This window comes from Streptomyces blattellae, assembly GCF_009709555.1.
GTDB lineage: Bacteria > Actinomycetota > Actinomycetes > Streptomycetales > Streptomycetaceae > Streptomyces > Streptomyces blattellae.
In genome coordinates, this window is record NZ_WJBG01000050.1 from 25,421 (window position 1) to 43,678 (window position 18,258).

The 18,258-nt window shown below is 69.6% G+C and carries 17 protein-coding genes and 1 pseudogene; 7 read left to right on the plus strand and 11 right to left on the minus strand.

Annotation, left to right across the window (positions count from 1 at the left end):
• Positions 1-193: 193 nt before the first annotated feature.
• The 5 genes and pseudogenes from GFH49_RS01070 to GFH49_RS01090 form a co-directional block, all read right to left on the minus strand.
• On the minus strand, positions 194-1,048 hold the full coding sequence (locus tag GFH49_RS01070) for a helix-turn-helix domain-containing protein (protein WP_155053817.1): 855 nt from the start codon (positions 1,046-1,048) through the stop codon (positions 194-196).
• 3 nt (positions 1,049-1,051) lie between these two features.
• Positions 1,052-1,573 carry a DUF6879 family protein gene (locus GFH49_RS01075; RefSeq protein WP_155053818.1) on the minus strand — a complete coding sequence of 174 codons (522 nt, stop codon included), beginning with the start codon at positions 1,571-1,573 and terminating at the stop codon, positions 1,052-1,054.
• The gene (locus GFH49_RS01080; protein WP_155053819.1) at positions 1,554-1,817 is read right to left on the minus strand and encodes a hypothetical protein; all 264 of its coding nucleotides are present in this window, start codon (positions 1,815-1,817) and stop codon (positions 1,554-1,556) included. Before GFH49_RS01080 ends, GFH49_RS01075 begins: the two co-directional genes overlap by 20 nt.
• 411 nt (positions 1,818-2,228) lie before the next feature.
• Entirely contained in the window at positions 2,229-3,890 is a 1,662-nt protein-coding gene (locus tag GFH49_RS01085; protein ID WP_155053820.1) for a recombinase family protein, read from the minus strand.
• A 53-nt stretch (positions 3,891-3,943) separates the two neighbouring features.
• Positions 3,944-4,744, minus strand: a pseudogene (locus tag GFH49_RS01090) (thioredoxin domain-containing protein); the annotation flags it as partial.
• A gap of 135 nt (positions 4,745-4,879) precedes the next feature.
• On the opposite strand from GFH49_RS01090, the gene GFH49_RS01095 reads away from it, so the two are divergent.
• Positions 4,880-8,080 (plus strand): ATP-binding protein, encoded by a 3,201-nt coding sequence (locus GFH49_RS01095; protein ID WP_155053821.1) that lies wholly within the window; start codon positions 4,880-4,882, stop codon positions 8,078-8,080.
• Between the two features lie 64 nt (positions 8,081-8,144).
• Here the strand turns inward: GFH49_RS01095 and GFH49_RS01100 are convergent, their stop codons facing one another.
• Both GFH49_RS01100 and mca read right to left on the minus strand, forming a co-directional pair.
• Positions 8,145-8,411: a hypothetical protein gene (locus GFH49_RS01100; RefSeq protein ID WP_196217815.1), complete on the minus strand. Its 267-nt coding sequence runs from the start codon at positions 8,409-8,411 to the stop codon at positions 8,145-8,147.
• Positions 8,404-9,264 (minus strand): mycothiol conjugate amidase Mca, encoded by an 861-nt coding sequence (gene mca, locus GFH49_RS01105; protein ID WP_196217818.1) that lies wholly within the window; start codon positions 9,262-9,264, stop codon positions 8,404-8,406. The genes GFH49_RS01100 and mca overlap by 8 nt, the downstream gene beginning before the upstream one ends.
• A 171-nt stretch (positions 9,265-9,435) precedes the next feature.
• On the opposite strand from mca, the gene GFH49_RS01110 reads away from it, so the two are divergent.
• Both GFH49_RS01110 and greA read left to right on the plus strand, forming a co-directional pair.
• Positions 9,436-9,834 carry a DUF4307 domain-containing protein gene (locus GFH49_RS01110; protein ID WP_155053824.1) on the plus strand — a complete coding sequence of 133 codons (399 nt, stop codon included), beginning with the start codon at positions 9,436-9,438 and terminating at the stop codon, positions 9,832-9,834.
• Positions 9,835-10,002: 168 nt separating this feature from the next.
• Positions 10,003-10,503, plus strand: coding sequence for a transcription elongation factor GreA (gene greA, locus GFH49_RS01115; RefSeq protein WP_155053825.1), 501 nt, complete (start codon positions 10,003-10,005; stop codon positions 10,501-10,503).
• Positions 10,504-10,675: 172 nt separating this feature from the next.
• On the opposite strand, the gene GFH49_RS01120 is transcribed toward greA, so the two are convergent.
• The 3 genes from GFH49_RS01120 to ilvA all read right to left on the minus strand — a co-directional run bounded on the left by GFH49_RS01120 (position 10,676) and on the right by ilvA (position 13,964).
• A complete protein-coding gene (locus tag GFH49_RS01120; protein WP_155053826.1) occupies positions 10,676-11,533 on the minus strand; it encodes an ABC transporter permease in 858 nt (285 codons plus the stop codon).
• The gene (locus GFH49_RS01125; RefSeq protein ID WP_155053827.1) at positions 11,530-12,540 is read right to left on the minus strand and encodes an efflux ABC transporter ATPase subunit, DrrA-related; all 1,011 of its coding nucleotides are present in this window, start codon (positions 12,538-12,540) and stop codon (positions 11,530-11,532) included. Before GFH49_RS01125 ends, GFH49_RS01120 begins: the two co-directional genes overlap by 4 nt.
• A gap of 194 nt (positions 12,541-12,734) precedes the next feature.
• Positions 12,735-13,964, minus strand: coding sequence for a threonine ammonia-lyase (gene ilvA / locus GFH49_RS01130; RefSeq protein ID WP_155053828.1), 1,230 nt, complete (start codon positions 13,962-13,964; stop codon positions 12,735-12,737).
• A 144-nt stretch (positions 13,965-14,108) separates the two neighbouring features.
• On the opposite strand from ilvA, the gene GFH49_RS01135 reads away from it, so the two are divergent.
• The 3 genes from GFH49_RS01135 to GFH49_RS01145 all read left to right on the plus strand — a co-directional run bounded on the left by GFH49_RS01135 (position 14,109) and on the right by GFH49_RS01145 (position 15,550).
• Positions 14,109-14,633: a MarR family winged helix-turn-helix transcriptional regulator gene (locus tag GFH49_RS01135; protein WP_155053829.1), complete on the plus strand. Its 525-nt coding sequence runs from the start codon at positions 14,109-14,111 to the stop codon at positions 14,631-14,633.
• A 168-nt stretch (positions 14,634-14,801) separates the two neighbouring features.
• A complete protein-coding gene (locus GFH49_RS01140; RefSeq protein ID WP_155053830.1) occupies positions 14,802-15,305 on the plus strand; it encodes a sigma factor-like helix-turn-helix DNA-binding protein in 504 nt (167 codons plus the stop codon).
• Positions 15,302-15,550: a hypothetical protein gene (locus GFH49_RS01145; protein ID WP_155053831.1), complete on the plus strand. Its 249-nt coding sequence runs from the start codon at positions 15,302-15,304 to the stop codon at positions 15,548-15,550. The genes GFH49_RS01140 and GFH49_RS01145 overlap by 4 nt, the downstream gene beginning before the upstream one ends.
• A gap of 16 nt (positions 15,551-15,566) precedes the next feature.
• Here GFH49_RS01145 and GFH49_RS01150 read toward each other — a convergent pair whose 3' ends face one another.
• Positions 15,567-16,724: a cystathionine gamma-synthase gene (locus GFH49_RS01150; protein ID WP_155053832.1), complete on the minus strand. Its 1,158-nt coding sequence runs from the start codon at positions 16,722-16,724 to the stop codon at positions 15,567-15,569.
• Between the two features lie 143 nt (positions 16,725-16,867).
• On the opposite strand from GFH49_RS01150, the gene GFH49_RS01155 reads away from it, so the two are divergent.
• Positions 16,868-17,986 (plus strand): hypothetical protein, encoded by a 1,119-nt coding sequence (locus GFH49_RS01155; RefSeq protein ID WP_155053833.1) that lies wholly within the window; start codon positions 16,868-16,870, stop codon positions 17,984-17,986.
• The last annotated feature ends 272 nt before the right edge of the window (positions 17,987-18,258 follow it).

Below are 18,258 nucleotides of genomic sequence, written 5' to 3' on the forward strand. Positions count from 1 at the left end.
GAGGTCCGATCGGCTGGTCGCACTCAGGGCACGTCTCGCCGGTCGGGGCGAACGTCGCGTACTCGTCCCTGCGTGCGTCGGTATCGCTGGTGCTACTCGCCATCGCTGGTGTCCCCTCACGTGGTCCGATACCCAACACGCTAGGAAGACCGGAACCCCAACTCACAGGCGATTGCACACGATTGCGAGCCAACTACGCGAGGGAGTCACGCGCCTTGGCCAGCAGCGCACGGGCCTTGTCGCCGTAAGCGGCCATGTCGGCCAGCGTGGCGAACGTGTCGGCGTACGCCTTCACCTCACTGGGCTGAGTGATCGTGAGGTAGCCAGACACAAGCTCAACGCTCACTTGCGCCTTGTCGTAGATCCAGAACCCTTCAACGGGCATACGTGCCCGCTCAAGCCGCGCCGGGACCACACCCAAGGTCACGTTGGGCAACTCGCCCTCAGCGAGGGAGCGCAGGCGCTCTAGCTGTTCCGCTTGGGTGTCGGCGTCGCCGTAGCCGTTCCTCAACACGGACTCCTCCACCAGGAACGCGAACCGGCGTTGCCCCTCGGTGAGCACTCGCTGTCGTTCCATGCGGACGGCCACAGCGTCGGCCACATCATCGACTGGCACCCGGCGTCGCTGGACAGCACGCAAGACAGCTTCGGTGTAGCCATACGTCTGGATCAGGCCGGGCACGAGCCAGGAGGAGTAGGCCCGAAACCAACGGGTGCGCTCGAACAGTGGCCGCACGGACTCTTGCGCCCGTCGTAGGCCGGCGCGCTCCATCCGACGCCAGGAGACCCACATGCCCTCAACGGCCCGTAGAGAGGCAATCAGGTCCTCCGTCTGGTCCTGAGCGCCGCAAGCTGCGCACCACACGCGAATGTCGTCCTCGCTGGGCTGCATCTTGGCTGTCGAGATCCGAGACACCTTGGACGGGTGCCAGCCGCACAGCGCGGCCAGGTCTTTGCCGTCAAGCCCGGCATCCTTGACCAACTCGCGTAGGCGGTCGGCAAGGAGTTGCCGGGCTTGCTGGACACTAGATGATGCTGATTGAGGCATGACTCAGTGGACCGGCTTGTACTCCCCGTGGGGCGTTGCCCGCTCCCACACCATCTCGAAGGCAGACGCGACAAGTTGAACGACTTCCGGTTCTGTCCGCCACTCCCGGTCAACGACTTCCCCGACGCCAGAGAAGTACGTGAACAACACGGCCTCGCTGTCGAACATCCAAAGGTCAGTACCCGGCAAGGGGATGTCAGCGGCCCGACGCCGAGGGAGCCAGCGAACCAGCTCCCCCGCCGCGACATTGGCGAACGTCATGTCGTGCTCATACCTGATGTAGTCCGTGACCGGCTCCGAAACGATCCGGGCCCGCCGCATGACGACCCCGCGCGCTGTCGTCTCCTGCACTAGGTCACGCCAGGTGCCCCACCAGTCCGGCAGCTTGGCCGGGTCGCTGTTGTACCTGTGGCCATCACGCCAGCGGTCAAACTCCGGATCGTCCGGCGTGTAGCTGTCGCGCATCTCCAGGTGTACGGCCGAGTGCCGCGCCTTGGAGATCCCTTCACGTACGGGGTACTTCACCGTTGCCGTCCTCCGGTCGCGGGATGTACTTCAGCATCACGGCGGGGAGCCGAATGATCGTCTCGTGATCCGGCACGTCCGTGCTGTGACCGGGGATGGAGCCGATCTCCTGACACGCCTTCACCTCATCCTCGGTGGCCCTGTAGGACTGGATCAGCAAGTCTCCCGTCTCCTCGTCCAACCAAATGGTCGGCGAGTCGTCCACGGGCGTGTTCGGGATGATCCCGAGGAACCTGAGCTTCATGCCTGCCCTCTCCCTGTGTCGATCCGATTGCGGCCGATTGCTTGACCTTCAGCCGCCAGGGCGAGCCGGTCAAGACCGCCTGTTCGGCCAACAGGGAAAGCCCCCGACGACCACCCAGCGCGGGCAGCCGTCGGGGGCAGGGGTCGGAGGTGCCCTGGACAGCAGACCATGCCCATGACGGCCGGAATGTGCCGCGAGGGGCACGCCCCTCGTAGACCACGGGGGCAGGGTCCGGAGTAGCCGCTCCGTTCGGGTTGCCGTTCGCTGGGCTGGGCTCTTCGCTCGCGACACCTGACACCCTCCTAACCGGGTCTTGAGAGGCGTAGACGCCCTCACTCGGAGACTGGTGAGCAGATTGCCTACCGGAGAAGAGAGCATGGCCGGGCCCGAAGGCCCAGCCTTGCTCCGAACTCACTTCTCGGTCGCTGTGTCCTTCTTCGAAAGCCAGTCGAACTCAAGCCGTTCCAAGATCGGGGTGTGATCCCCCTGCCGTGCGGCGGGCTTGACCGTGATGCCCTTCTTTCCAAGGGCGCACTTCAGGAGCATCCGCTTGTCCGCCATGTCCGCCGCGTCCCATGCCTCACGCAGGGTGGCAACCTGGGTAAGCGGCGATAGGTCTGCCTCCGCGTCCAACGCCTCAAGCGTCGCGGTGGTGCTCTCGATGACGGCGCGCTGCCCTTCGCTCAGTTCCTCGAAGCGCTCTTCGTCCATCTTCCCGTACACGTAGAAGTCGTCTTCGAGCTTCTTCACGCGACGCTGGGCCGCCTCAAGGGCCTTCTGGGCCTCGTCCTTCTTCGCCTGCGTTTCGGGGTCCGCGAAGGCGAGCCACCGGCGGGCTATCTCGATGACCACCGGGTCACCGGGCTCAAGGGCTGTGATGTGGTGGATCCAAGCCTGTCCGACCGCGTGGTCGATGCGGTCGGCGAGTGTCACCACTCCCTCGCAGATCGACTTGCCCCGCGTCTGCCGGACCTCGCACCGGTAGCGTCCGCCACGATGGCTCATCGAGCCGCCACACGGTTCAAGCTCGCCCGTGCCCTTCTTGTCCCGCAGCCGCCCGCATCGGTAGCTTCCCGTCCCCAGGTACTTCGCTTCCGGCTTCCCCTTCGCCCACCGGTCATCGGTCCGTTCTGCGATGAGGGCCTTGATCTTGAACCACTCGCCGGGCGTCACAACCCCCTTGCCACACATGACGACTTCGCCCTTCTCGTTGCGCAGGGGCTCGCCGTACCCTTCCCAACTGTCCAAGGGGTTGCCGTGCTCGTCCGTCTTGCGCCGCCGGACCGGGACCATGCCCGCGAAGAGAGGGGACTGAGCCAGCTTGCTCACCGCCGTGGGCGACCAGGTGGCACCGCTCCGGGTCCGGTACCCCTCCTCATTGAGTTGGTGGGCCGTGTCCTTGGTCGTCTTCTTGTCGAGCAAGAGATCCGCCAGCCTGCGAGCTGTGCCGTACTCGTCGGGATGGGGTTCGACCTTGCCGCTTCCAGGGGCGCTGTAGAGCCCGAACGGTGGCCTGCCCGTTCCTCTTCGACCTTCCGCCTTGTGCGAGTCATGGCCGATCTTCACGCGCTTCGCTATGTCCTTCGCTTCCTCCCTGGCGCGTTCGCTCAGGATCGCGAAGACCATGCGGCCGCCCTGTGATGAGTCCAGCCCCTCGGAAACGGAAACGAGCCGCGATTGCCGACGGTCGAACTCGTCGAGCATCCGGCCCACCGCCCCCATGCCGCGCCGGTCGAAGCGGTCCGTCTTCCACACGCCGAGCGTCTTGGACTTGCCGTCCATGATCGCTTGTGTGGCCTTCTCGAACTCCCTGCGCCGCACGTAGGTCTTGGAGGCCGAGAGTTGTTCAAACCAGACGTGCCGGATCTGAAGCCCGTTCGCCTGCGCCCAGCGCACCACGTCTCGCAGATGCCCCCGCAGCGTGGCCAGGTCTTCCTTTTTGTTACTCCGCCGCAGGTAGGCATCCATGAGGCCGGACGGTTCCGCCGTAGCAGGCTTGTCCAATCCCAGGGTCTCCAGTTCCTCAGGGCCGAGCCCCAACCCGACGAGCGTCGCGTGATCCTCGCGCACCACAACCCCCTCTGTTCTCAGGGGAAATGGTACGGAAGTGATGGACCTTAGGCAGCCACTTTCTCGAAGTGGGGCACGACCCACTCACGGTCCACGGAGTACCGGGCGAAGCCCCCGCCGAGCTGGTCATAGATCCCGCCCCGGGCCATCCGCTCGCAGGTGTCGGCGGCCATCTGCAGCGCGCCCTCCGACCCGGTGCGGGCCGAATGCCGCAGCAGGAACTCGATGACCATGGAGGGCGGAAACTTCGGCGCACCGCCGAACCCGCCGCGCCCGGCGTCGTACTCCCGCGTCAGCCCGAGCAGCGCCTGCGCGAGCTCCTCCTCCCCCGGCGCCTCAGGGCCGCCGTAGGAAATCTCCCGCCCGGCGAGATCCCGCACGATCTTCCCCGCGACCTCGGCCACCTCCTCCCGCCGGTCCGCCCACGCGCCGCGCACCCCCTCCAGCACCTGCCGGAACGACGGCATCCCGTGCCGCGGCGCCGGCGGGAAGTAGGTTCCGAAGTAGAACGGCTCCGCATCCGGCGTGAGAAACACGGTCATGGGCCACCCGCCCTGCCCCGTGGCCGCCTGGACCGCCTCCATGTAGACGGCGTCCACGTCGGGGCGTTCCTCGCGGTCGACCTTGATGTTGACGAAATGGGCATTGAGATAGTCGGCGGTGGTCTGGTCCTCGAAGGACTCGTGCGCCATGACATGGCACCAGTGGCAGCTGCTGTAGCCGACACTCAGCAGGACCGGTTTGCCGCTCTTCCTGGCCTCGTCGAAGGCCTCGGCCGACCAGGGCCGCCAGTCGACGGGGTTCTCGGCGTGCTGGAGGAGGTAGGGGGACGTCTCTTGGGCCAGTCGGTTGGGCATACCTCCATCCTGCCGCAGTACCCGGGGAACGCCGGACAGCACACAACCTGAGCTTGATCTCCCGGCCCCCTCCCCAGGGAGCCCGGTCCGCAGCACACTTGGTCACGAACCATTGCTGTCGGAGGGGGACATGACATGCGGGACAGCCATCGGGCGGAAGCCGAGCGGCTGTTGGCCAGGGCCGTGGAGGAAGAGGTACGGCGGTCGGGTGGTCGTACCGATGGTCAGGTGCTGCTGACGCGGGCGCGTGCGGCGCTGGATGCCATGGCGCAGAAGGCCGCGGAGGAGTACGAGGCCTATACGCGTGCGCTGGACGAGGCGGAGGCCGGGCAGATCGGGTTCGGCCAGCGGTACGCGCGGGAGGGCGGCGGTACGCCGCTGATGGTGGCCGGGGTCGCCGCGGTCGCCGCCGCGGTGGCCGACCTGGCGCTCGGCACCGACACGGGGACCGCGGTGGGCGCGGGCGTGGCCGTGGGGGTCGTCGGCGCGGCGGCCACCGTCGTGAAGGTCGCCGGGTCGCATCTGCCCGCCGCCCATCGTCGCGCCGGTGAGGTCGCTCAGCCCGGCGGGCCCGAGCAGCTGCGGCTGCAGTGGCTGACGGCGCTGGAGGTGCGCGGTATCCGCCCGTGGCTCGATCAGCAGCGGGTGATCACCGCGTCCACGGGCCCGAAGAAGAAGGGGCCGCAGCTGCGCGGCACGGACAAGAGCGCGGCGGCGCGCGGGCGGAGCGTGCTGGAGCAGTCCTTCGGTCAACTGCCGGAGCCGGAGGGCCCGTTCGCCGGGCGGCGGGCGGAGATGGCGCGGATCCGGCAGTGGGTGCAGGCGGCTCGCGCGAGTACGCAGACCCGGCCGACGGTGGTCGTGCTGTACGGGACGCCCGGCAGCGGCCGCACCGCCCTCGCCATCCGCGCGGCACACGACCTGAAGGACCAGTTCCGCGGGGCGTGCGTGGTGGATCTGCGGGGCGACAGCCGGGAGGAGCCCCCGCTGTCCACCCGGGACGCCCTGCTGCACCTCCTCAATCGTCTCGGCGCCCCGCGCGAGCAGCTGCTGTTCCGCGAGCGCTCCTCAGCCGACCAGCACCTCAAGCGGCTGACCGAGCTGTACCACCAGCATCTGACGGGCCTGCCCGTCACCGTCGTACTCGATGACGCCTCGGACGCCGAACAGGTCCGCACGCTGGTCCCGGAACGCTCCGACAGCCTGGTCCTGGTCACCGCCCGCACCTCCCTCGACCTGCCCGCGGACCTTCCGGCCTGGGTGCATCAGCTGCCGGTGGAGGCGCTGGACGCGGCGGGCGCGGAGGAATTGCTGGGCGCGACGGCGCAGGACGCGTCGGGTCCGTACGACGCCGAAGCCACCGACGAAGTCCGGGAGTTGTGCGGCGGGCTGCCGCTCGCGCTGCGGATCGCGGGCTCCTCGCTCGGCCCGCGCTCACCGCGCCGGCTGGCGGCGGACCTGGGGGCGTACGGCCCGGTGGAACCGGTCGAGCGCGTGCTGTGGCTGCGCTACACCGACCAGCCCGAGACGGCACGCCGGCTGCTGCGCCGGCTGGCGCTGGCGGGCCGGGCCTCGCTGGGCGCGGCGGCGGCCGCGGCGCTGCTGGCCACGGACGAGGCGGAGGCGACCCGGCACCTGGTCACGCTCTCCGACGCGGGCCTCATCGACCATGTACGCGGCAACCGCTACCGCCTGCACGACCTGGTCCGCGCCTTCGCCCATGCCCGGCTCCTGGACGAGGAGGAACCCGCGGAGCGCACGGCGGCACAGGAACGGCTGATCGCGAACTACGCCGACCTCGCCGACTCGGTGCTGCGCCTGGTCGACGGCAACATGTCGACCCGCTCGGACCGTTTCAGCCCGCACGGTTTCACCTCCCTCGACGAGGCGCTGCGCTGGCTGGACGACGAGTCGAGCTTCATCACGGCGGCGCTGCGGCACGCGGAGGGCGTCAACCAGGCCGCGGTGCTCAATCTGCTGGGCGCCCTGTGCGACTACTGCCTGCTGCGCGGCGACCTCTACCGCCTGGGCGAGATCAGCGAGCTGGCACAGGCTGTCGACCAGGGCCTGCTGGTCCGCTCGGTGCAGTGGCGTACGGGTATCGCGGCCCGTCATCTGGGCGAACTCGACAAGGCGCGCACCACCCTCGCCTCAGTCGTCGACCTGTACATGGAGGCGCATCACGACGCGGGCGCGGCCCGCGCCCTGTGCTCCCTGGGCATCACCCTGCACCACCAGGGCAACCTCATCGAGGCCGCGGCCAAGCTCCAGGAGGCCCTGGATCTCCAGGCCTCTCCCGAACTGGCGACGGACCGGGCGTGGACGATGCACGCGCTGGCGGCGGTGGAACGGGACCGGGCACATCTGTCCCAGGCCATGGAGCTGCTGAACGAATCCCTCGTCCTGCACCGCGCCGGCGAGTCGGTGCACGGCGAGGCGTGGGCCCACTTCCAGCTCGGCCAGCTGGCGCTGCGCATGGGCGACGTACCGCGCGCGGAGTCGGAACTGCGCACGGCCCTGGATCTCTACGGCCGCACCCGCGACGCCCGCGGCGAGGCCTGGGCCCTGACCCAGCTGGCCCGCGCCCGTCTCGTCGCCGGCGACCCGTCGCAGGCGGTGGACCGTCTCCGCCAGGCGGCGGCCCGGCACCGGGACAACGAGGACGCCCGGGGCGAGGCCTGGTCGGTGTACTACCTCGGCCAGGCCCTGGAGGAGACCGGCAACCTGGACCTCGCGGTCCGCGAACTGGAGCGCTCCCGGACGATGTTCTCCCGGATGCGGGACGTGTACGGGCTCGCCTGCGCCCGGCACCACTCGGCGCGGGCCACCCGGGATCAGCGGGCCGCGCAGACCGGGTCGCTCAGGAACTCGGGGTTCGCCCGTCAGCTGCTGGTGGACGCCCGCGCCGACTTCCAGCGCATCGGCGTGGCACACGGGGAGGCGTGGACCTGCCTGGAGCTGGCGGTGGTGGACGCGGGCAACACCCGTACCCAGCAGGCGCTGGCCCTGTGCGACGAGGCGGCGGGTCTGTTCACGTCGTACGGCGACCGCCGCGGCGAGGACTGGGCCCGCTTCCTGCGCTGCACGCTGCTGCCGTACGCCGCCCCAGGGGGTGTCGAGATCGGCACCGCGGTGGCTCAGGAGGAGCTGGCGCAGTTGTCGCGGTCGGGGCATACCGCGCGGGACGAGAAGCTCGACGACTACGTCGAGGCGTACGCCCTGCTGCTGGAGCGGGGTGTGAACCTCGAAGCGGGCTGGCAGGCCTGGCGGCTGGGCATGGTGCCGGGCAGGCACGCGCGGGAGGTGATGGGGGTGTCCGTGGCAGCGCCCCAGTAAGGCGCCCCGCCAGGGCGTGCCCTCGTGGGGCGCCACTCCAGCGGAGCCCTCCCCGCTCGTGACCTCAGCCCTGCTGCTTGGCCTTGGACCCCGAGGAGGCGGCGCTCTCCGGGGAGGCCCCCGGGGCCCCCGCCTCCTCCGACTCCTTGAAGTCGACCTTGCCCATGTGGCGGTTCATGGACTTCATCAGGGCCCACACCGCCACCGCCATCGCCGCGAAGACGATGAACCCGAGGACGCCGGGTGTGACCCTGTCCTCGTCCACCTCCTGGGCGGCGAAGGTGGCGAGCTGTGTCATTGCCAGGCTTGCGCTTGCGCTCATGTCAGGCATTGTCGCGGATGCCCGCGAAGAGGTCGTCCTCGGGGAGGGAGGTATCGACGAGGGACTTCGCCAGCTCGTACTCCTCCGTCGGCCAGACCTCCTTCTGGAACTCCAGCGGCACCTTGAACCAGCCGCCGTCGGGATCGATCTGCGTGGCGTGCGCGATCAGCGCCTTGTCACGGATCTCGAAGAAGTCGCCGCACGGGACGTGCGTGGTGATCGTGCGCTGCTTCATACCGAACTCGTCCCAGCGCTTGAGCCAGTCCCCGTATGGGGACTCCATGCCGCGGTCGAGCATGGCCTGGTGCAGGGCCTCGGTGCGGGGGCGGTTGAAGCCCTGGTTGTAGTAGAGCTTCAGCGGCTGGTACGCCGGTCCGAACTCCTGCTCCGGGTACTTCTCGGTGTCCGCCGCATCCTCGAACGCCACCATCGAGATCTTGTAGGTCATGATGTGGTCGGGGTGCGGATAGCCGCCGTTCTCGTCGTACGTCGTGATGACCTGCGGACGGAAGCGACGGATCTGCTTCACCAGCTCACCGGCCGCCTTGTCGACGTCCTCCAGGGCGAAGCAGCCCTCGGGGAGGGGCGGCAGCGGGTCGCCCTCGGGCAGGCCGGAGTCGACGAAGCCGAGCCACTCCTGCTTCACGCCGAGGATCTCGCGGGCCTCGTCCATCTCCTTCTTGCGTACCTCGTGGATGTGCTCCTCGATGTACTTGTCCCCCTGGAGCTTCGGATTGAGGATGGAGCCGCGCTCCCCGCCCGTGCAGGTCACGACCAGCACGTCCACCCCCTCGGACACGTACTTCGCCATGGTGGCCGCGCCCTTGCTCGACTCGTCGTCGGGGTGGGCGTGGACGGCCATCAGTCGCAACTGGTCAGTCAAGACTCAATCCTCAAGTCATGTCGGCGCCCTGTGTGTGAGGCGCGATCGGCGGCTTCTATAGTGACCGAATCGGGGGGCGAAAAATTCCGGGGCCCTGTCCCGGCGCCCCGTGCGGGACTCTTGTCCCGTCCCCTGCCGGAGAGGACGATCATGAGTACGGCGAGCACGCGGCTGCCCGAGGGCCGTTACGGCCGCTCCTCGGACGAGCGTGCCGACAGCAGGCTGAGGATCGCCGCCATCGTGCTCGGGGCGGTGCTGGTCGCCGTGATCGGGTATTTCGCCTACTACTACATCGGCCAGAACAAGATCAGCGCTGAAGTGATCGAGTTCGAGCACACGAAGAACACGGTGCAGGTGCATCTGGAGGTCCGCAAGGACGCCGGCGCCAGCGGCTACTGCACGGTGCGCTCCCAGGCGGAGAACGGCGCCGAGGTCGGCCGGAAGGACTTCCACTTCGACGGGGACGCCACACGCATCGACAAGGTCGTCACGCTCCGCACCACCTCGCCGGGCACCACGGCGGAGCTGCTGGGCTGCCACGCCGACTGACGTCAGCCGGAATACGTAGCGGCTGACCTGCGTTGACGTGAATCTGATGGCTTATGTCCTCCCCCTTCCGCCGCTGAATTGTTAGGCTCGTGGTTTCGCCCATCCGTGAAGGAACATTCTTCTGGGTAGGGCGATGCTTTGTATTCCCAGTACCGACGAGGAGCACCTGTGACCCAGACCAGCGAGAACGTCACCTGGCTGACCCAGGAGGCGTACAACCAGCTCAAGGCAGAGCTGGAGTACCTGTCTGGTCCTGCGCGCACGGAGATCGCCGCCAAGATCGCGGCCGCGCGCGAGGAGGGCGACCTGCGTGAGAACGGCGGGTACCACGCGGCCAAGGAGGAGCAGGGCAAGCAGGAGCTCCGCGTGCGCCAGCTGACCCAGCTCCTGGAGAACGCCAAGGTCGGCGAGGCACCGGCCTCGGCGGACGGTGCGGTGGCGCCCGGCATGGTCGTGACGATCGCCTTCGACGGCGACGAGGACGACACGCTCAGCTTCCTGCTCGCCTCACGTGAATACGCCAGCGCCGACATCGAGACGTACTCCCCGCAGTCCCCGCTGGGTTCCGGTGTGATCGGCCACAAGGTCGGCGAGGACGCGGAGTACGAGCTGCCGAACGGCAAGAAGGCCTCCGTGAAGATCCTCAAGGCCGAGCCGTACAACGGCTGACCCGGCCGGATCACCCTCAGGACCGGATTTCCGACGAGCCCCCGGCTGCCCTGTGGCACCGGGGGCCTCGTCTTGCCCGGCGAGGTCTCGTCATACCGACGGGTTCACCGTCATGGGTCTCGTCATCCCGACGGGTTCGTCGTCATGCCCGGCCGGATTCATCCCGTCTGCCTCAGGCCGTGGCCGAGCGGTACTTGCGCACCGCCAGGGTCCGGAAGACGACGATGATCAGGACCGAGTAGATCAGCGAGGCCCACACCGGGTGCTGCATGGGCCAGGCGTCCGACGGGGAGACCCCGGGGTTGCCGAACAACTCACGGCTGGCCTGGACCGTGGCGCTGAATGGGTTCCAGTCGGCGACGTGTCGCAGCCAGGGGGTCATATTGCTGGTGTCGACGAACGCGTTCGAGATGAAGGTGACCGGGAAGAGCCAGATCAGTCCGCTGGACGTGGCAGCCTCGGGCGTTTTGACCGACATGCCGATCAGGGCGCCGATCCAGGTGAACGCGTAGCCGAGCAGGAGCAGCAGGCCGAAGGCGGCGAGTACCTTGCCCACGTTTGTGTCGCCGTCCGACCCGACGCGCCAGCCGACCAGCACGGCGACCACGGCGAGGACGACCAGGGTCAGGGCGGTCTGCACGAGGTCCGCGAGCGTGCGCCCGGTCAGCACCGCGCCGCGCGCCATCGGCAGGGAGCGGAAGCGGTCGATGAGGCCCTTGTGCATATCGTCGGCGATGCCCGCGCCGGAGCTGGCGGTGGCGAATGTGACGGTCTGCGCGAAGATGCCGGCCATCAGGAAGTTCTTGTAGTCGGTGGCGCTGGTGCTGCCGCCGATCTGCATGGAGCCGCCGAAGACGTACGTGAACAGCACCACGAACATAATCGGCTGAATCAGCCCATAAATGATCATCTCGGGGATTCGGGACATGCGAATCAGGTTGCGTTTCGCAACGACCATCGAGTCCCGCAGGGACTGGCTGACCGCGTTCGTGGCCGGTGCCACCCGGACGGTGTCGGTGACGGCGCTCACTTAGCGGCCTCCTTGCTGCGCTGGTGTCCTTGGGTGTCCGCCTGCGCGCCGTTCTCCTCGTCCTCGGCCTCCGCCACGTGTCCGGTGAGGGACAGGAAGACGTCGTCGAGGGTCGGGCGGCGCAGGCCGATGTCGTCGATCTCGATGCCGCGAGTGTCCAGCTCGCGGATCACCTCGGCCAGCAGCTTGGCTCCACCGGTCACGGGGACGGTGAGCTTGCGCATGTGCTCCTCGACCGTGGTGTCGCCCTTTCCGAAGCCGCTCAGCACCGCCACGGCGGCCTGAATGTCCTCGCGCTCGTGCACCACCACCTCGACGCGCTCGCCGCCGGTGCGGGCCTTGAGCTGGTCGGAGGTGCCGGTGGCGATGACCCGCCCGTGGTCGACCACCGCGATGTCATGCGCGAGGTGGTCGGCCTCCTCCAGATACTGGGTGGTCAGCAGCAGTGTCGTACCGCCGGAGACGAGCTGCTTGATGACCTCCCACAGCTGCTGGCGGTTGCGCGGGTCGAGGCCGGTCGTCGGCTCGTCCATGAACATCACGGGCGGCGAGACGACCAGGGCGGCCGCGAGGTCGAGCCGGCGGCGCATGCCTCCGGAGTAGGTCTTCGCGGTCCGGTCGGCAGCGTCCGCGAGGTTGAACTGCTCAAGCAGTTCGGCGGCCCGGACCTTCGCGGCCCGGGCCTTCATCTGGTAGAGCTGGCCGACCATCTGGAGGTTCTCGCGGCCGGTCAGGTATTCGTCGACCGCCGCGAACTGGCCGGACAGGCCGATCGAGCGGCGTACGGCGTCCGGGTGCCTGAGCACGTCGATGCCCGCGACGACCGCCGAGCCGCTGTCGGGTCGCAGCAGGGTCGTCAGACAGCGGACGGTCGTCGTCTTGCCCGCGCCGTTCGGCCCGAGCAGGCCCAGCACCGTGCCCTCGGGGACATCGAGGTCGACGCCGTCCAGTGCCCTTACGTCACCGAAGGTCTTCACCAGGCCTTCGGCATAGATGGCGCCTGGCATGTGAGTTCTCCACGTCGTTGGGGACAGGTCAGGAAATCGTCAGTTCGAGTTCTTCGAGAAGACCAGGTTCACGCCTTTTGTTCGGCCTGATGGATGACTGACAGGCACCGGCGAGTGACCCGAGACACACCATAACGCGATGTATCGCGTCTCTCAAGAGGATTGACTCGGACGAGTGAGCGAACGCTCCGACCTCAGTCGATGACCGTGTAGCCCGCCTCACGCAGGGCCTGGCCGACCTCGGTGCAGTGCGCCGTGCCCTTCGTCTCCAAATGCAGTTCGACCTCCGCCTCCGTGAGCCCGAGCCGTGGATCGGTCCGTGCGTGGCTCACATCGAGGACGTTAGCGTCCACCACTGACAACACCCCCAGCAGCGTCGCCAGCGCCCCCGGCCGGTCCGTCAACCGCAGCCGTACGGCCAGGTAGCGGCCCTGCGCCGCCATGCCGTGCCGCAGCACGCGCTGCAGCAGCAGCGGGTCCACATTCCCCCCGGACAGCACCGCGACGACCGGGCCCTCGAAGGCCCCGGGATCGCTCAGCAGCGCCGCGACCGGGCTGGCCCCGGCCGGCTCGACGACCAGCTTGGCCCGCTCCAGGCACAGCAGCAGCGCGGTGGCGAGTTCATCCTCGGTGACCGTGCGGACTTCGTCCACCAGATTTCCGATGATGCCGAACGGCACGTCGCCGGGCCGCCCCACCTTGATGCCGTCGGCCATCGTCACCGGGTTTTGCACCGCCACCGGCCGCCCGGCCGCCAGCGAGGGCGGATACGCCGCCGCGCCCGCCGCCTGCACACCCACGATCCGTACGTCGGGCCGGAGCGCCTTCACCGCGACCGCGATACCGGCCGCGAGCCCACCGCCGCCGATCCCGACGACGATGGTGCGCACCTCGGGGCACTGCTCCAGGATCTCCAGCCCGACCGTGCCCTGGCCCGCGATGATGTCCGCGTGGTCGAAGGGGTGGATGAACACCGCGCCCGTCTCGGCCGCGTGCCGCTGAGCGGCGGCCAGCGTCTCGTCGACGACCTGACCGTGCAGCCGCACCTCGGCGCCGTACTCCCGGGTGGCGCTGATCTTCGGCAGCGGGGCGCCCTTCGGCATGAACACCGTCGAGCCCACGCCGAGGAGCGAGGACGCCAGGGCGACACCCTGCGCGTGGTTGCCCGCACTCGCGGCGACGACACCGGCGGCCCGCTCCTCCGGCAGCAGTCCGGCGATACGGACGTACGCGCCGCGCAGTTTGAACGACCCGGTGCGCTGGAGGTTCTCGCACTTGAAGTGCACCGGAGCGCCGACCAGCTGGGTCAGGTGCCTGCTGCCCTCCATCGCGGTCATCCGCGCCACGCCGGTGAGCATCTTCTGGGCGCCGCGTACGTCGTCGAGGGTGACCGGCCGCAGGGCGTCGGCCGTGCTGTAGCTCATGACTCAAGCATCGCAGTTCACAGCCGCCGGACGCCGCTGTGACCAACCTCCGAGACCGGTTTACGCAGCGCCGGTACGGCCCGCCTCCCGGCCGCGTACCCTGTCCCCCAACCCAGCACCCCTTCATGAAGTGAGCCCCCGGCCATGCCCACAGCACCTGAAACGTCGATGGACATGACGACCATCGGTGACAGCGGTCTTCTCGACGCGCTGCAGCACGAGGTGGCGGTGTTCGCCCGCCGTGCCGAACAGACCCGGCTCGGCGGCGTCGGGCAGGTGCGCAACTCCATGGACCGCGCCGCATACCTGCTGCTCAACCGCCTCGACAAGGAAGGCCCGATGGGCGTCAAGGCGCTCGCCGCGAGCATGGGGATCGACTCGTCCACGGTCACCCGACAGGTCGCCCCGCTCGTGGACACCGGTCTCGTCAAGCGCACCTCGCATCCGGAGGACGGGCGGGCCGTGGTGCTCCAGTTGTCCCCGCGCGGGCTGTCGCGGCTGGAGGAAGTGCGCTCGTCGCGACGTCAGCTGATGGCCGAGCTGACACACGACTGGGCACCGGAGGAGCGTGAGGCGTTCTGCGAGCTGCTCACACGCTTCAACACCGCGCTCTCCGCGCGCATGGCCGCACAGGACCTGCCGGGCGCCGAGCCGCCGACGGCCTCCTGAGCCGCGTACGCACCTGCTGCCGCACCACGACGCACGCGCGCGTGCCGCCCGGGTCTTGACCGTGGGGCCGCGCCTGGCCTCATATGAGACCGGGGCCAGTCGTCGTACCCGGCTTCGTCCGCCGTACGCGGCCCGGACCCTGTCATCACCTCAGGGGCAGGAGGCGTGGTGCGCAGTCGGCAGGCGTCCCAGGGCGCCCGCCGGGCCCGGGAGTTCGAGGCGTTCGTGGCGGGCGCGGCAGGGCGGCTGCTGCATGCCGCCACGCTCCTGACGGCGGAGGCCCCGGGCGACAACCCGCGCGCGCGACGCCTGCTCACCCTGGCCCTCGCCCACACCTACGCGTCCTGGAACCGGCTGCGCGGCGAGGACCCGTACGACCGCACCCGCCAGTACCTGGCCACCCGTTTCGCCCGCGACGCCTGGCACCGGTACGGCGGACTCGGCCGCGCCCGCCCGCAGCCCGGCAGCCCGCTGGCCCGGCTCTCGCCGCAGGAGCGGCTGATCCTGGTGCTCAGGCTGTACGAGGGGGTCGCCGAGGAGCAGACGGCGGCGCTGCTCGGCCTGTCCACGGAGCGGGTCCGCGCCATCTGCAACCGCGCCACGACGACCCTGCTGCATCCGCCGCGGGGGCCGGCACCGGCCGTCGTGGGGGCGAAGGTGGCGCCGTCATGAGCCGACCCGATCGTGAAGCGCGCGTACGGCAGCTCCTGGAGCAGACCCCGCCGCCCGTGCCGCCCGACCTCCATGCGGATGTGGTGCGCCGCGGCGACCGCCTGGTGCGCCGCAGGACAGCGGCCCGCCGGATGCTGTGGCTGCTGCTGTTCGCGGCGTCGGTGGCCTTCCTGGTGTGGGCCCTGACGGCCCGCCCATGGGTGGAGCCGCCGTCGGAGACGACTCCACCGCTCACGGGCTGGTGACCTGGTCTGACCTGGTCTACCGGCCCAGCGCCTGCTGGAGGTCGTCCAGGAGGTCGTCGGCGTTCTCGATGCCCACGGAGAGGCGTACGAGGTCGGCGGGGACCTCCAGTGCCGAGCCGGCGACGGACGCGTGCGTCATCCGGCCCGGGTGCTCGATCAGCGACTCGACGCCGCCCAGCGACTCGCCGAGCGTGAACACCGTGGCGCGGTTGCAGACCTCGACGGCCGCCTCCTCCCCGCCCTCGACCTGGAAGGAGACCATGCCGCCGAACGCCCGCATCTGCTTGGCGGCGACCTCGTGACCGGGGTGGTCCTCCAGGCCCGGGTAGAGGACGCGCGTCACGCGCGCGTGCCGGGTCAGCATCTCGGCGACCTTGGCGGCGTTCTCGCTGTGCCGGTCCATGCGCACCGGCAGCGTCTTGGCGCCGCGCAGCACCAGCCAGGAGTCGAAGGGACCGGCGACCGCGCCCATCGCGTTCTGGTGGAACGCCAGCTCGTCCCCCAGGTCGGTGTCACCGACGATCAGCGCACCGCCTACGACGTCCGAGTGGCCGCCCATGTACTTGGTCAGCGAGTGCACCACGACGTCGGCGCCGAGGGACAGCGGCTGCTGAAGGTAGGGCGTGGCGAAGGTGTTGTCGACGACGAGCCGGGCGCCCGCGTCGTGGGCGATCTGGGCGACGGCGGCGATGTCGGTGATGCCGAGCAGCGGGTTGGAGGGGGTCTCCACCCACACGGCCTTGGTCTTGGGGGTGATCGCGGCTCGTACGGCGGCCGGGTCGCTGGTGTCGGCGACCGACCACTCCACCCCCCACCGGGTGGCGACCTTCGCGAAGAGGCGGAACGTGCCGCCGTACGCGTCGTCGGGGATGACCACGTGGTCGCCGGGGCTGAGCAGCGTACGCAACAGGCAGTCCTCGGCCGCCAGTCCGGACGCGAACGCGAGGCCTCGGCGGCCGCCCTCCAGCGCGGCGAGGTTCTCTTCCAGGGCGGTCCTGGTCGGGTTGGCGCTGCGGCTGTACTCGTAGCCGCCGCGCAGGCCGCCCACGCCGTCCTGCTTGTAGGTCGAGACCTGGTAGATCGGCGGGACGACCGCGCCGGTGAGGGGATCGGCGGTGTTGCCCGCGTGGATCGCGAGGGTCTCGAAGTGCTGACTGATGTGCCTGTCGCTCATGGGCACCGAGCGTAGTGGGCCCGCCGGGCGGGTGCGGGGTGAGCGGGCGTTCGCAGGCACCGGGTGCGGGGGCATCGCGGGGTTTTCCACAGGGCCGGAAACCACGTTGGCCAATTGTCGGCGGCGTCTGGAACGCTGGAGGCATGGAGATTCTCTGGGTCCTGATGTCGCTGGTCCTGCTCGGCTTCGTGCTGCTGCCCTTCCTGCGGCGCAGGCGCGGCATGATCGAACAGGTCGCGCCGGGCCACCCGGACGCGGCGGACCCCGCGGACTACGGGTTCGTGTTGCAGGAGGAGCTGGACATCCGTATGCCCGGCCCCGACCAGGACCTGCTGGACGTCCTGGACCTCGTGCAGCGAACTCAGGACTACCGGGCGGCAGCGCAGCTCCTCGCGGGCACGGAGGCGGAGGGCGAGCGGCGCTGGCAGCGCGTGCAGGCCTTCGCGGGCGCCGCGTCGCTGGAGCTCGCCCAGCGGCCGGGCGGGGTCGGCGAGACGCCGGGCGGGCAGTGGCTGCGGGTGTGGCGGGCCGAAAACCCCAAGGACGCGGGCGGCGCGGCGGTCCAGGCGGAGTTCCTGACGCAACAGGCGTGGCGGACGTCGACGCCCGGCACCGACGAGTTCCGGATCATCATGGAGGAGGCGAAGGCGGCGTGCGGCGCGGCCGCACTGCTGGCTCCCGGTGACCCGGTCCCGTACATCGTCGAGTTGTCGGTGGCCCGTGGACTGGCTTACCCGCGGGCGGAGTTCGAGCAGCTCTGGCTGAAGATCCTGGACCGCGCGCCGGCCCACATGGGGGCGCACCTCGCCGCCCTGCACTACTGGTGCGAGAAGTGGCACGGCTCGCGCGAGCTGGCGATGTCCTTCGCGGAGGCGGCTGCGGCCCGGGCGCCGCAAGGATCGCTCCTCGCCGCGATGCCGCTCTTCGCGGTCTTCGAGCACCTCCCCGAGGTGAACCTGGTCAGCGGCTTCTACCAGAGCGAGGTCGTGACGAAGGCGGTCCACGGCGCGCTCTTCGCCGTCCACGCGGCCCGCCCCGACGACCCGATGCTGGCCCACGTCCGCCATCTCCTGGTCTTCTTCCTGGTCCGCTCCGAGCGCTGGGCCGAGGCCATGAACCAGCTCATACACGTCGACGGCCACGTGGGCGCCCTGCCCTGGACCCTCTCCACCGACCCGGCGGCCGAGTTCGCGGTGTACCGCGCGCTGGCGGTGGCGGGATACGAGGCGAACGGCGGCAGCCCGGCGACACTGCGGCACTGACGGAATTCCCGGGCGGGCCCGACACGGAATTCCCGGCAGGGCCGGTACGGAACCCCGGCCGAGCCAGCACGGAACCCCGGCGGGGCCGGGCACGGAACCCCGGACGGGCCCAACACGGACCCCGGACGGGCCCAACACGGACCCCGGACGGGCCCAACACGGAACCCGGACGGGCCCAACACGGACCCCGGACGGGCCCAACACGGAACCCCGGAGGGCCCGGCACGGAATTCCCGGAGGGCCCGGCACGGAATTCCCGGAGGGCCCGGCAC